Annotated in this window: 13 protein-coding genes and 1 pseudogene; 4 read left to right on the forward strand and 10 right to left on the reverse strand. The window is 58.0% G+C overall.

All coding sequences use genetic code 11. From position 1 onward, the window contains the following. Nucleotides 1–22 precede the first annotated feature (22 nt). A complete protein-coding gene (locus J2X72_RS22040; RefSeq protein ID WP_310075480.1) occupies nucleotides 23–667 on the forward strand; it encodes an invasion associated locus B family protein in 645 nt (214 codons plus the stop codon). A gap of 44 nt (nucleotides 668–711) precedes the next feature. On the opposite strand, the gene J2X72_RS22045 is transcribed toward J2X72_RS22040, so the two are convergent. Both J2X72_RS22045 and J2X72_RS22050 read right to left on the reverse strand, forming a co-directional pair. Beyond that, nucleotides 712–963, reverse strand: coding sequence for a helix-turn-helix domain-containing protein (locus tag J2X72_RS22045; protein WP_310075482.1), 252 nt, complete (start codon nucleotides 961–963; stop codon nucleotides 712–714). A gap of 6 nt (nucleotides 964–969) precedes the next feature. Continuing rightward, entirely contained in the window at nucleotides 970–1263 is a 294-nt protein-coding gene (locus J2X72_RS22050; protein ID WP_310075484.1) for a hypothetical protein, read from the reverse strand. 581 nt (nucleotides 1264–1844) lie between these two features. On the opposite strand from J2X72_RS22050, the gene J2X72_RS22055 reads away from it, so the two are divergent. After that, a complete protein-coding gene (locus J2X72_RS22055; RefSeq protein ID WP_210003907.1) occupies nucleotides 1845–3065 on the forward strand; it encodes an ROK family transcriptional regulator in 1221 nt (406 codons plus the stop codon). 5 nt (nucleotides 3066–3070) lie between these two features. On the opposite strand, the gene J2X72_RS22060 is transcribed toward J2X72_RS22055, so the two are convergent. From J2X72_RS22060 to J2X72_RS22080, 5 genes are all read right to left on the reverse strand, one after another. After that, on the reverse strand, nucleotides 3071–4081 hold the full coding sequence (locus J2X72_RS22060) for a phosphosugar isomerase (protein ID WP_310075486.1): 1011 nt from the start codon (nucleotides 4079–4081) through the stop codon (nucleotides 3071–3073). Between the two features lie 71 nt (nucleotides 4082–4152). Next, nucleotides 4153–5043 carry an ABC transporter substrate-binding protein gene (locus tag J2X72_RS22065; RefSeq protein ID WP_210003905.1) on the reverse strand — a complete coding sequence of 297 codons (891 nt, stop codon included), beginning with the start codon at nucleotides 5041–5043 and terminating at the stop codon, nucleotides 4153–4155. Nucleotides 5044–5109: 66 nt separating this feature from the next. After that, nucleotides 5110–5898 (reverse strand): amino acid ABC transporter ATP-binding protein, encoded by a 789-nt coding sequence (locus J2X72_RS22070; RefSeq protein WP_310075489.1) that lies wholly within the window; start codon nucleotides 5896–5898, stop codon nucleotides 5110–5112. Continuing rightward, nucleotides 5895–6761, reverse strand: a complete 867-nt coding sequence (locus tag J2X72_RS22075; protein ID WP_310075491.1) for an amino acid ABC transporter permease — start codon at nucleotides 6759–6761, stop codon at nucleotides 5895–5897. The genes J2X72_RS22070 and J2X72_RS22075 overlap by 4 nt, the downstream gene beginning before the upstream one ends. Then, entirely contained in the window at nucleotides 6758–7714 is a 957-nt protein-coding gene (locus tag J2X72_RS22080) for a BadF/BadG/BcrA/BcrD ATPase family protein (protein ID WP_310075494.1), read from the reverse strand. The genes J2X72_RS22075 and J2X72_RS22080 overlap by 4 nt, the downstream gene beginning before the upstream one ends. 214 nt (nucleotides 7715–7928) lie before the next feature. On the opposite strand from J2X72_RS22080, the gene J2X72_RS22085 reads away from it, so the two are divergent. Next, complete coding sequence (locus J2X72_RS22085; protein ID WP_310075496.1) at nucleotides 7929–8186, forward strand: PfkB family carbohydrate kinase; 258 nt, start codon at nucleotides 7929–7931, stop codon at nucleotides 8184–8186. 493 nt (nucleotides 8187–8679) lie between these two features. On the opposite strand, the gene J2X72_RS22090 is transcribed toward J2X72_RS22085, so the two are convergent. Continuing rightward, the gene (locus J2X72_RS22090) at nucleotides 8680–9090 is read right to left on the reverse strand and encodes a hypothetical protein (RefSeq protein WP_310075498.1); all 411 of its coding nucleotides are present in this window, start codon (nucleotides 9088–9090) and stop codon (nucleotides 8680–8682) included. A gap of 1685 nt (nucleotides 9091–10775) precedes the next feature. Here J2X72_RS22090 and J2X72_RS22095 point away from each other — a divergent pair. Next, nucleotides 10776–11375, forward strand: coding sequence for an HAD-IA family hydrolase (locus tag J2X72_RS22095; RefSeq protein ID WP_310075500.1), 600 nt, complete (start codon nucleotides 10776–10778; stop codon nucleotides 11373–11375). Between the two features lie 81 nt (nucleotides 11376–11456). Here the strand turns inward: J2X72_RS22095 and J2X72_RS22100 are convergent, their stop codons facing one another. Next, nucleotides 11457–11843, reverse strand: coding sequence for an ester cyclase (locus J2X72_RS22100; RefSeq protein ID WP_310075502.1), 387 nt, complete (start codon nucleotides 11841–11843; stop codon nucleotides 11457–11459). Between the two features lie 579 nt (nucleotides 11844–12422). Further along, nucleotides 12423–12994 (reverse strand): annotated as a pseudogene (locus J2X72_RS22105) (FAD-dependent oxidoreductase); the annotation flags it as partial. Between the last annotated feature and the right edge of the window lie 11 nt (nucleotides 12995–13005).

Consider the following 13005-nt stretch of genomic DNA (forward strand, 5'->3'; position numbering starts at 1 on the left):
CTGTTGACATGAGGATCCAGGCTTGCCGACCGACTCCAACATCGCTATCCAGTCGCATGGTCCGGCACGCCCTCATGCGACAGCACGAGAGGATTGCCGCAGTTTTTACAGAAAGGTCATTCGTTTGCGCATACCCCATTTGCCCCAGGTGGCTGCAGCGGGAGCTGTGGCTCTAGCCACCCTCACCATCCCGGCGTTGACCCAGGAGGCAGGGTCGACACTGCCCGGCGGCGCCTCGTCGCTCCAGGAGACCTATCAGGACTGGAGCCTCGGCTGCCAGGGCACCCCCACCGTAGCCTGCGCCATCTCGCAGCAACAGACGCAGCAGAATGGCCAGCGGATACTGGCGGTTGAATTGCGCAAGGGCGACGATGACGCCGTTGCCGGCAATCTGGTTCTTCCTTTTGGTCTGCTGCTCGAGACCGGCGCCACACTCCAGATCGACGACGCACCACAGCGCGAACCCCTCAAGTTCTCTACCTGCCTGCCTGCCGGCTGTCTCGTGCCTGTCAGCTTCGACGCCAGGACGGTTGCGGAGCTTCGCACCGGTACGGCGCTGCGCGTCAAGGTGCAGGGCATGGACAGGAAAGAAGTGGTGTTGTCGATCTCGCTGAAAGGTCTGGCCCCCGCACTCGACAGGCTCAAGACTGTAGGGGCAAACCCGTGAATGCATGCCGTCACTGACGGTCTGTCAGCCCGCCTCTGATCCCATCAACATTCGACTCCAAAGTCGCACTTCTTGCGAACTTGACCTAATTCAGTCGGGAAGTCTAAAGCGCTGGCGGCGTCACCGGACAAGATGCCTGTCAGGCGTCGGAACAGGCGGCTGAACGAGGAGGCGTCCTCGTAGCCTACCTCGCGGACGACAGCATTCACGGTGGTGGAACTGGTCTCTAGCATATGCTTGGCCTCCTCGATGCGGAGTGCCTGGACATAGGTAAGCGGCGAGTAACTGGTGGCCACCTTGAACTAGCGGTGGAATGTGCGCTTGGGCAAACCCGAAATGCGCGCCACCTCGGTGAGGAGATCCGCGCACTCATAATTCTCCGCAAGCCAGTGCTGGCACTTGAGAATAAGCGCGTCGGCATGAATGACATTGACAGCCATAGTGGCGTAGGGGAGCTGTCCATCGCGGAGCCAGTGATAGAGGTAGACCTGGAAGTACGGATTGCCTCCTCGCCGCTGCCGTAGCGGGCGATGAGGAGCAGTGCGAGGTCCGGCTAGGACGAAGCGCCGCCGGATCACGCCAAGCGCCTTGGGCATCCCGGGGGACGAATTCTATCCGGTGGCCGACACGCTCATCCTTCGGAACGATCCGATTTCCGCAGCGGTCGCCTGGCGACCTCCAGTCGTTGCCTCGCGTAGTCGACGCAAAGCAGCGTCATCCAACCAGTAAGCAATGAACAGAACGGCGCTTCGAGCGGGTTGCACGCATTCCTTGGCGCCACAATTCCTGACGAATGGAGAAAACCGATGTTTCACTACCTAAAGCGCGTTTCGATCGGGCTGAGGGCGCGCGGGGCTGAAAGGGCTTTGCACAAACTACCTAACCATATCCTGAAGGACATAGGGAAACCGTGATGAAAGTTCGCTTCCACAATCATTGTCGATTTTCGCTTCGAGGATCGTATAATGACCCGGTCGGGACCGCTTTTGCAGCCTTCGCTCTGGTGCTCAGGCGGATTGTCTTAAGTAACCCGGCGACTCAATTGCTGCGCTCTGGCACAAGTCCAGATTTCTCGCGCGCGTTAAGCCTTCTATATCCGTCAAAGTTATCGTAAAGTACCTTTCCAAATGAATCATGCCGTTTCGCAGACGCTGCGGAATCATCCCGGAACGACTTTGTGAACCGACATCTTTTGAAAAAGCTACCTGCCCGCATGGATCCGCAACTGACCGACAGCGCGCGGTCTGTCCTGAGAATGATCGCCCGTTCAGGCCCGATGACAAGGCCTCAGCTGAGTACAGCGCTGGCCTTTTCCAAACCAACGATGTCCGCCGCCGTAGGCGAGCTTGAAACCTATGGTCTTGTGGCCTCCAATGGTGTTGCCAAGGGAGCGGTCGGCCGCACTGCGGTGACGTATGGACTTGGCGCAGGCGCCGGCTTTGCAATCGGCGTCGATTGCGGCACGACCCGGATCCATGCGATGGCTTCGAAGCTCGATGGCCAGAATTTTGCCGAGTTGCAGCAGCCGGTGGGAGTTGCTGACGACAATGCTGTGGAACGGTTCCGGGCGATCGAAGCGACTATCCAATCTCTCCTGTCACAATGCGGTAAACGCCAGCGGCCGCTGAGGGTTATTGCAATTGCTCTGCCCAATATCATTTCGCAGACACTCGATCGGCTTCCGGCACGCTATGAATTTGCGCAGACGCTGCAGAGGCTGCAGGACGCTTACAATGTCCCGATTGTGGTTGAGAACAATGTCAATTGCGCAGCGCTAGCCGAGTATCACGAGGGCGCGGCCAAGCATCATTCCTTTGCCATATATCTGCAGATCGGCGTCAAGGTCGGTGTGGGGATAGTCCTGGGCGGCAAGCTGTTTCGTGGATTCCGAGGCGGTGCCGGCGAGGTGGGGCATTTGCCTTTCCCCTGGTCCGAAACGGAAAAGCCCCGCTTCCAGCACGTCGAAACTTACCTCGGTTCGGTGCAGCTCCTGCAGCGATGCAAGGAGAATTGGCCGACATCCGACGGTGAACCACCCGTTTCGACCGCTGAACTGTTTTCTCGCGCCGGAACCTCTGACTATGCACGGCAATGCATCGAAAGCCATGCCAACGACGTTGGCAGTCTGGTCGCCGCCTGCGTCAGTATGCTCGATCCCGAGCTGGTTGTGCTCGGCGGCGGCGTCGGACAGAATGCGATCCTGTTGGAAGGTGTCGACAAGGTCGTGAGGGAGCTTTGCTGGCCGGTGGAAATCAGGGTCAGCGAACTTTCCAACCAGGCGACGGTGCTTGGTGCGATGCGTGTGGGCGTTGATTTCGCCATGGCCGGTTTGCTTGGGGAAGACAGCAGCACTGCCTTCCTTTATCGCGGGCCTATGGCGGAACCTTCTCGCCAATAAGACGGTCAGGCAACTGCAAGCTTGGTATCCGCCTGGCGGTAACGAAAGTTGCAGACGGGGAGCCCCGCATCCTCGGACAGCGTGGCGATTATCAGCTGCCCCGCAATTGCCTGCAAGATGGCATCGCCAATACCGGGGCTGAAAGCGGGTACGTTGATGACGACGAGATTGTCAGCATCTTTCACGTCACTGCGGCTTGTGATCAGCACGGCCGGAATAGCAAAGCCAGCAAGATCTTTGGCCAGCTGAACTTCGCGGCCATTGCCAAAAAGGATGACACCACTATCCTTGTCGTTCGGTTCCATCGGGCCATGCAGAAAATTCAGCGTGTCCCAATCCTGGGCTGAAATACGGGCCGCCTCGCGGATCAGCAGCGATATATACCCCGCCGTACCATAGGCGCAGCCCGCGCCGACGCAGTCGATGGCCTTGCGGTCGCCGAGCATCTTCGCAGCCTTCTCGACCTGCGGTTTGACCGTTTCGAGAACCGACTTTGCGGCCGAAGGCAGAGCCGTCCAGTCGGTACCCGACGGGCGCCCCGCCTCGTCTGCAAGCAATGCCGCTGTCAGCAACGAGCCAAGATAGCTCGTGGTGTTCGGACCGCTATCGATGCCGCTATTTGTCGGTATCATGTGGCGAACGACTTTGGAGAGCGGCGTTCCTCGCGCCGTTGCGATACCGTAGGTCGGCTTGTCCACGCGCACTTCCATGGCCTTCGCCGTCTCGATACTGCGGCCGGAGGCGGAAAAGGCAATATAGCCATCGCCCGCTTGATTGGATGGGTCATACAAATCCGTCGCCGCAAGTGCAAAGGCGCGTATGCCTTGATTGCGCATCTGTGCCGCCGCGACAACGGCGGCGTAGAGACTGGCACCAATGCCTGCAAGTACGATCGTTCCCGATTTTAGCGGAACAAGATCGATCGTATCCAACGTCTTGGATACGCTCTCCAGGCAAGCTTTAAGAGCGGCGGGCTGCAGCGCGATCGCCTGGCGGTAGGGGACTCTGTCGGTCATTTTTTATTCCGTATGCTGATGGAAATTATAGCCGGAAGACTCTTCGCCCTCCGGCCTGGGGGAAGTGCGTGTTAGTCCAGCTTCAGATAGTCGGCAAAGCGGGCAGCGTCGTTGATGGTGATCTTGTCGAGCTTGTTTTCGCCAAGCCCCCATTTGTCAAATATCTTGCCGTAGGAGCCGTCGTCGATCATTGCCTGCAGCGTGGCGGCCAAAGCATCCCGCAGCTGGTTGTTTTCCTTGGCCACGAGGACTGCCTGATATCCGACGGCATATTGCGCACCGGGAACAAGTTCGATCTTCCTGTTCCCTTCCGGCTGATGCTTCAAACTATATGCAGCAACCCCCGTCGTATCCATGGAAAGGTCGACGCGTCCGCTCTGCAGCGCGATCTTGATCTGGTCGTTGGAGGGGAACTGCATGACGTTGAGCGGCTTGTCCGCCGGGCAGAGGCCTTTTTGCTTGTCGAGAAGTTCGAGCGGAATCGAGCCTTGGACAGCGCCCGCATTCAGACCGCAGGCATCCTTCAACTTGTGGATGTTCTTCGGGTTGCCTTCGAGCACGATGATGCTGGTGCCTTCAAGCATGTAGTTGACGATGTCGACGATCTTTTCGCGCTCGGCGAAATCGCCGAAAGCCGACATGCCGATGTCGAAGCGGCCGGCCTGTATGCCCGGAATGATGCTGGCGAACTGCGCCGGCATGTCCGTGAATTTTACGCCAAGACGCGTGCCCATCTCGTCGCGCAGCTCGCGCTCCAGTCCGATGATGGTCTTGTTATCCTCGCCATAAAAATCATAAGGCGGCGTTTGCGGTTCGGTTCCGACCTTGATCTCGCCCGCGGTCTTGATTTTCTCCGGAAGCATGTCGTGCAGCTTCTCGTCGGTGCCGGCGGCGAAGCCTGCCGTGCCCGCCATCAGGACGGCGAGGGTGGCAAGAGACAGTTTCAACAATCTGGTATTCATGGCATTCCCCTTTTCTTGATGCACGTGAAAGACGTGCGGCCTTCAGACAAATGATTGCCGGCCCGGTCAGTGCATTCGTCTGAGAAATGTCTTGGTTCGCTCATGCTGGGGCGCGTCGATGACCTGCCGCGCCGGGCCTTCCTCGACGACCACGCCCTGATCCATGAAAATCACGCGGTCGGCGACCTCCCGTGCGAAGGCAAGTTCATGCGTGACGACGAGCATCGTCATGCCGTCGGCTGCAAGCTTGCGCATGACTGCAAGCACTTCGCCGACGAGTTCCGGATCGAGCGCCGAGGTGGGTTCGTCGAACAGCATCAGTTTCGGGTTCATGGCAAGCGCGCGGGCAATGGCAACCCGCTGCTGCTGACCGCCGGAAAGCTGATAGGGATAGGAGTTCTCCCGTCCCTCAAGATCGACGAGTTTCAGCAACTCCCTGGCCCTCGCCAAGGCGCGTTCGCGCGATTGCCCGCGGATCAGCATCGGTGCCTGCGAGATATTGTTGAGCACGTCATGATGCGCGAAGAGATTGAACCGCTGGAACACCATGCCGATATCCTGGCGCTGGCGGGCGAGCTCCTTGCCGCTCATCTCGTAGAGAAGGCCATGCCGCTCGTTGTAGCCGATCAACTGGCCGTCAACGAGAATACGCCCACCGGTCATGCGCTCAAGGTGGTTGATACAGCGCAGGAAGGTTGATTTGCCGCTCCCTGACGGGCCAAGCAGGCAGACGACTTCTCCCTTGCCGATCGTCAGGTTGATCCCTTTGAGAACCTCATGCGCGCCAAATGATTTGCGAACATCGAGCGCTTCGACCATGGCGACGCCGTTGCCCGTGAGTGCTGGTTGGGTCATCCGTTGCTCCGTTCGGCGCGAAGCAGGCGCAAAGCAGCACGCCAGGCCATGGGTGCGTCGCTGGTGGACCGGCCGAGCCGGCGTTCGATCACGTATTGCAAGCTCGAAGCGACCGTCGTCATCACGAGGTACCAGATGCTGGCAACGATCAGCAGTTCGATGATGAGGAAGTTCTTGGCGTAGATGTTCTGGGCGCGGGTCAGGAGATCCTGTGCCGCCACCACCGAAACCAGTGAGGTCGTCTTCAACATCGAAATCGTCTGGTTACCGATCGGCGGGATGATAACCCGCAGCGCCTGCGGAAAGATGATGCGCAGCATGGCCTGGGTCGGTCTATAGCCCAGCGCTTTGGCCGCCTCCTGCTGGCCGCTGTCGACCGCCATCAAGCCGCCCCGCATGATCTCCGCCATGTAGGCTGCCTCGTTGAGGCTGAGGGCGAGCAAGGCGGCGACAAAGGCGGTGATGATCGAGTTCGTATCGAAACGGATCGAGCCGATTTCGATGCTCGGGATGAAGAGCTGGATATTGAACCAGAAGATGATTTGGACGAGCAGCGGCGTGCCGCGAAAGAACCAGATGTAGAGGCTGGCAAAGCCGCTGACGATCGGGTTTGGAGAGAGGCGCATCGTCGCCAGGATCGCCCCCGCAAAGATGCTGATCAGCATCGAAAGCACCGTGAAAAGGATGGTGAGCTTGATGCCTTCGAGAATCGTTCCGTCGAAGAGGTATTGCGGGATCGCCGACCATGTGATGTGGCGGCTCATGATGACCATGGCAAGCAGAAGGCCAACGATCACGATGAGGATGATGGCGATCACCCATTGGCCCCAGTTCCGCGCAGGAATGATCCTTTGTTCGCTCATGCCGCCCTCCAGTCGCCTTCGTTCGAGATAGTGCCGGCAATGTGGGGGAGCGGCAGATAGGCTGGGCGCTCTCCCGCCTGCAATTGCCGCGCGAGCGCCATGGCGCCGATCACTGGCGGTTCGCGCAGAAGCGTCAATTTCCAGTCTGGCGCGACAGTCCCGAGTGCGGACTGGAACGCTTGAAAAAGAAGCGGCTGGCGCGTGATTACGCCGCCGCCCGTAACGATATCGTTCCCCGGTGCGCCGCGATCGATCAGGCGCGAGACCAATGCTGCGAGCGCCTTGCCACCTTGCGCTATGACATCGAGGGCGAGCGCCGATCCGGTATCGGCTGCCGCGAAGACCAGCGGTACGAAACTGCCAATCCTGGCTGCGCTTGCCTGATCGCCCAATGCGCGTCCAAGGTCAACGGGATTGTCGATGCCAAGTGCCTGAAGCAGGCTGCGGCCCAGCCGCTCCAGGGGTTCACCATAATCGAGCGACCTGCGCACTGCGCGTGCCGCCTCTCGTACCAGGCCGGCAGCGCTGCCTTCGTCGCCGAGATACCATCCCCACCCGCCGGCGGCGATCATCCGCCTATCATCGCTCCGGGCAACGGCGATGGAGCCTGTGCCGCAGATCACCGAGATACCGACAGCCTTGCCTGCCGCTGGCAGAAGCAGTTCTGAATCGTTGAGGACCAGAACCACCGTTGCCGGCAGGATTAGCGCAAGCCGTTGTTGAAAATCCCGGCATTCCTCGTCGGTATCGCAGCCATGTGAACCCGCAACCAGAACTTCGGGCTGTTTGCCAGCAGTCATCTTCATCAACACAGCAATGAGCTTGGCCGCGTCGGCTTCGGCGTTCTGCCTTCCCCGCCATTCTACGGTCGGCATCGATAGGTCCGATGCCGCCAAGCCGTTCGCCGCCATCATTTGCGTCTTCGTTCCACCGATATCAATGCCGACGAGCATGAATGCGCCTTTAAAAGAAAATTTATTAGGTAACTTACCTAATTAATTGGATCGTGCAACAGCAAATTCTACTTCAGTGAACAAAATGAGGGGACAGGCGTAGCCCGTTCTGCCGGCCGCAGCGATCGCGCCAGACGCTGCCGAGGTCAGAGCCTGGGCGAGCCGTTTCTCTTCCGCCCCATCCGACCTCGAGGAGGATGACGAGACACCCCCCGTGACAGACGACGTGGTTCCGGCCTCTGACCTCACCGGCGCTGACGGCGCCGACGATTTCCTCGATGGCGAGGCGATTGAGGTACCTGCATTGAGAATTCATGCTGTGGATACGACCGCAGCTGGCGACTGTTTTGTAGGCGTCCTCGTCGGCTCTCGATCGAGGTCTTTCGCTCGCCGCGGCGATGCGACGAGCCGCAACGGCCGCTGCAATTGCCTGCTCCCGTCCGGGAAGCCAGTCGAGCATTCCTCGCAGTAGCGAGACAGATAGCTGGACGTGAGAAAAAAACGAGGGCGGGCAATAGGGTGCCGACCCTCGAATTTGATGAAAGATACCCACTACAGGCGGCCTGCATTGAGCTATCCAGCATTTATATGGCGGTGTCATTCTCCTCCTGAGCCCGGGGCTACCAATACCTTGATGGGGTTGGCATCGGTACGTGACAGCCTGGGGCGCGTTCCAAGGCTGTTACCTGCCGAACTGCTCGGTTATTTCCGCAGCGCGTGAAAGCCCAGAGCCCAAAAGAAGCGCGTAAACTCCTTTGTTTTCAGCAGCAGAAAACGCAAGTCTAGTTAGAGGATCGCCGGCTAGTATGTTTTTTCATCTTGCCCCTGTAATTCTGTTGGGAAACTCTAGGAACGGAATTCTTGCTCGAATATGCAAATAAACAACCTATCGGTTTGTTCTGTGGACAATTCTTTTCAACACTTAACAGTCAGATTGCCAAAGCTCCGCATCTTGTCGGCGCTCATCAGCGAATTGCCGGAGAGTGATAGTCCGAATCCGACCTTCTGATCGGCTTGCTGGGTCCGCGTAGTTTACGGTTGAGCTCGAAACGCTCTGTGGTCTGCAGCTCCGTCTCTTTTTCGTGCTCCTGCTCCTTAAGCGTGCTGATCACTTCTTCGGTTCGGTTGAGCTGGCGATGTGTACGGAGTTTGGATTCACCGTCGAGAATGTTTTCGATATGCGCGATTTCGCCAGCTTCATAGCGCTTGATTTGCTGTTTTACCACCAGCAGATCGGCGACGCCGACCGCATTCAATTCGGCAGGACGGGTACTCGGCGCCGGTGGTTCTCCGGGCGTATCCTCTGGCTGAGGCGGCGTCAGCGCGTCATCGATCGCGGCGACAAGATCGCCGATATGGGTGTCTGCCAGCGACACACCGAGTTTCCAGCGTTGACTTTGTCCTTGAAGACAAACGCTTGATGGCGCTGGCCTGCAACGTGAACAGGCCACGCTCAACTGACAGGTTAAGATCGCGGATCGGATCAAGCCTCTCGAACTCGCGCTGGGCGCTCACCAGATCTCTGGACACACGCACCGGATCGAACACCGGCTGGCTGATAGTCGCGGACCGCTTTACCCTCGCGGATAGCGGCGCAGGCATACGTACGGTCGACGCTGAGGTGACTGGCGTCCCGCCGGGCGCGGGGCGGCGAAATTGAGATTTCGCGGCACGCAGATGCGTGAAGCGAAACAATCTGTTGTCAGCGCTGCTGGCCATCGCACGAACGCTCCTTCTCAACGCGAGTTCTCTGTATGAGCTTGTTGTAGCCTATCGAGAGCCGACAAAATGCGAGACTCGGACTACATCCCCTTCTCCTGCATGCCCTCCGAACCGAATCGTCCAAGCCGTTTACCCTTCGACACATCTGCAGCCTTTTGCAGGCGCAGGTATCTCCCGATCCACACGCTCCTCCGTCCAGATCCCCTAGGGTAAAACACGCTCAAATGCCGCGGAAGTACGTTACAGTTACAATGCCATCCTAGTTGCCGCTTTGCTGCAAAGCAGACTTTTCAAACATACCCATTCTTGCTGCAGATCAGTGATTGTAGATTCTAGGCACTAATTAGAATCGCCTCAAAATCCGCTATTATCGGCATTTTCAAAGGAAGGGTTTCTAACGGGCTTTGAAATTGAACGAGTTGGCAAATGAGGCCTGGCACATCCCACTTGGGAATTGCGGCGCGTGCCATGCACGCCACAATTCGCAATGGAAGCCTATACCGGTTGGCGGTATTTAACACTGACTCGCAATTCATCAATTTCTAACGTGGTGTCGTGCGTCAATTGATATTCGTTCAATCGATCATCAAAAACTTGGAACTTGAATCCCCGTGCCCTGAGAGTTTGGGCCACAAACCGCGAAACATGTCGGCTACGCTCGATTGGTCTCGATCCAAAGTCAATCGTCCACTCTCTTAGGGCGCGGTTTCGCCTGAATTCCTCCATCTCATTTCGCAATCGACCGCTCCTTCACATCTTGGTTAATTGCCAATGTCGGACGGTTTTCCCGGCCTGTCCAGCAATGAACGGATCATACAGTTGCGTCCAACGGCGACCGACGCAAGTTTCACTCCATTCACCGATGCCAGTCGACCGTGAACCATGTTCCGACGCCTGACCATTGAAAATGGCTAGCCAACCAGCACCGAAACTCCCCCAAGCGGGTTGGGCCACTGTGCTTGACGGGACGGGTGGTGCCCGGATCTGACCATCCTGGCCCTCGGCTATGTCTGCAGCCATTCCAACGGTAGAGAGTAGGCTTCCCTAACGAGGTGCTGGTTGAGGTCCAATTCAATGTGAGCCCACCGACAGTATCGCGCTTGCCGAGCGAACCTTGCCTTTACACGATGAAAGGGCTCGACATCCCTCTTTCATTTTGCGCAAGTCGCTTCGACGAATGACGCGACAGATTGGCTATGACTTGCCTTCTTGTATGTTAGTTCAAAACAGGTTAGCTCGATGTCCAAACTGCGTTCTTTCTTAGAGCCCAAAGCGAAGGCCATTACCTTCGATTGTTATGGCACGCTCGTGCAATGGTTTGAGGTCCTCCAGCATTGAGGTGACGCTTGCAAAGCACTCCAGTAAGGCAAACGCGTCGTCGATCCTCGACAGCTTCACCGCGCAGGGACGGCGTCTAACGGCGGAGCGGCCGCACCGGCTCTATAAGGACATCCTCCGCATCGGCTTCGCGGCCGCGTTTGCCGAGCACGGCCTAACGCCTAGCGAGGACGAGATCGAATGCATCGCGTCTTCGCCAATGAATATGGGGCCGCATCCCGAAGTGCCGGATGTCCTGCGGCGGCTGCGTGAGCGCTACAAGCTGGCGATCTTCACGAACTCCGACGACGATCTCATCGCTCCCACCGTTGCGCGCATCGGTGTGCCCTTCGACTACATTATCACCGCCGAACAGGCGCAGGCCTATAAACCATCGCGACAATTCTTCGAGTATGCCTATCGCAGGATGGACGTCACACCGGACCAAACCGTGCACGTCGCGATGGGTATGTATTGGGACATGAAAGCGCGTCACGAATTGGGCTTACGGGGCATCTGGGTGAATCGCCGGGGAGAAACCGGCAATCCAGACTGGCTGCCTTATGCGGAAGTGTCGGATTTAAAAGGAGCCGCCGATTTGCTCCTGGCCCATCAAGACTGATTTGCAGGTGTCGTCCCCGCGCGACGGCTAACCATCGTCGTAACACGTCCGGCGCTCGCTCACTGGGGCCTCGCACTAGGATCAAGAGATTTGGGCCTCGATCGTCGCTTTGTCGAGCACTGACCATACTCTGGCAATCTTACCGCCTTCATATTCATAGAAGACGTTTTCGGAAAACTTCACGCGTTTCCCGTTGACGGGAAGGCCCAGGAATTCACCGCTCGGACTGATGTCAAATTCGAGGCGGCTCGCCACCGTTTTCTGATCGGACACCAGAATGCTTACCTTGAAATGCAGGTCAGGGATCTGGCGGAATTCCCTTTCGCGGGCCTGTCGATAGGCATCAAGGCCAATCATCTCGCCGTTATAGGCAACCTCGGTGTCGACATAGTTTCCAAGATTGTTCCAGTCCTGGGAGTTGAGGCAATCGATGTAACCTTGGTACAAATCGGCCAGTGTGATCCTCATCTTTATTCTCCCTTTCTCTCAAGTCATTTGCTTGTGGATGTTGATGACAGCGTCAGCGAAATCCTCGGGCTGCTCCTGCGGCACGTTGTGAGCCGCGTCGGCGACCCGGTGTTCGTGAAAGCCCACGAACATCTTTGCGTGGTCCGACGTCCCTCCTGGCTTCAGAGGATCATTGGAGCCGTCGATGGTTATCGTGGGCACGGTTATCCGATGCTTTTGGGCCAGCTGGGCTTCGAACTCCTGCAATGCGGCTTCACCGGCCTCAAGGCCGAAAGAGCGCCGATAGCAGCTGATCACCACATCCACGAAGTCAGGATTTTCGAACGCGTTGGCTGACCGGGCAAACGTATGGTCATCGAACAGCCAGCCGGGAGACCACTCGCTCCAGAGTATCCGGCAGAGGTCCTGGCGATGTTGCGACAGGCATCCGCGGCCACGCTCCGTCTGGAAGAGGTGCTGATACCAGAAGACCTTTTCCAGAGCGGGAGGCGTCGGGTGCCGTTGCCCAGTGAGATCAATGATGTCGTACCCGGCATAGGAGACGAGGCAGCCGACCCGTTCCGGCCACAGGGCCGCCGCCACGCAGGACGACAACCTCAGCGGCACGTCCGGAAGGTTCGCCGCGATAAGATTGCCATAGCCTTCGCGCACTCGCCAATTGCTGTCGGTCGAGGCATCGCCATAAGCCAAGAAATCAGCGATCGACAAGAGGTCCAACGGAGCGCCGTTCATGTAGCCGCTAACTGACTGGCAATAAGCGTTCCATTCGCCGTTCAACGGCAATGAATCCGACGCGCGATCACTTACGGCCGGATTGTCTCGCATCCGCTTTTCCAGCGCATTTCACGCCGCCGATGCTGCAACCTTATCTTCCGGCGCGAAGCCAAGATTACGCCACTGCCTTTGCCACGCCGTCCGTCCCTCTGCAATCGTGAATCCGGTTGCTCGCCCGATGGCCACGAGCGGGTTATCGCTCGGCTGAATGCAGCCAGCCGCAACCCATATCCAGTGGCATTCCTGCCAGTTCGAGCACGGCCGCCCGGACGGTCACTGGCCTCGATCAAAAGCACTGAACGGCGAGCTGCCGCCAGCCGGCATGCTGTCGCAATACCCGCAGCACCGGCGCCGATGATCGCAAAATCGTGATCCATAAATGCCTCCG

Source organism: Phyllobacterium sp. 1468, from assembly GCF_031455525.1.
Classification (GTDB): domain Bacteria; phylum Pseudomonadota; class Alphaproteobacteria; order Rhizobiales; family Rhizobiaceae; genus Phyllobacterium.

What these genes read in the sequence shown, in the direction of transcription:
- J2X72_RS22100 (WP_310075502.1), bottom strand. Translation starts at nt 11,843, where the DNA reads ATGAGGATCACACTGGCCGATTTGTACCAAGGTTACATCGATTGCCTC.
- J2X72_RS22070 (WP_310075489.1), bottom strand. Translation starts at nt 5,898, where the DNA reads ATGACCCAACCAGCACTCACGGGCAACGGCGTCGCCATGGTCGAAGCG.
- J2X72_RS22080 (WP_310075494.1), bottom strand. Translation starts at nt 7,714, where the DNA reads ATGCTCGTCGGCATTGATATCGGTGGAACGAAGACGCAAATGATGGCG.
- J2X72_RS22065 (WP_210003905.1), bottom strand. Translation starts at nt 5,043, where the DNA reads ATGAATACCAGATTGTTGAAACTGTCTCTTGCCACCCTCGCCGTCCTG.
- J2X72_RS22075 (WP_310075491.1), bottom strand. Translation starts at nt 6,761, where the DNA reads ATGAGCGAACAAAGGATCATTCCTGCGCGGAACTGGGGCCAATGGGTG.
- J2X72_RS22060 (WP_310075486.1), bottom strand. Translation starts at nt 4,081, where the DNA reads ATGACCGACAGAGTCCCCTACCGCCAGGCGATCGCGCTGCAGCCCGCC.
- J2X72_RS22050 (WP_310075484.1), bottom strand. Translation starts at nt 1,263, where the DNA reads ATGCCCAAGGCGCTTGGCGTGATCCGGCGGCGCTTCGTCCTAGCCGGA.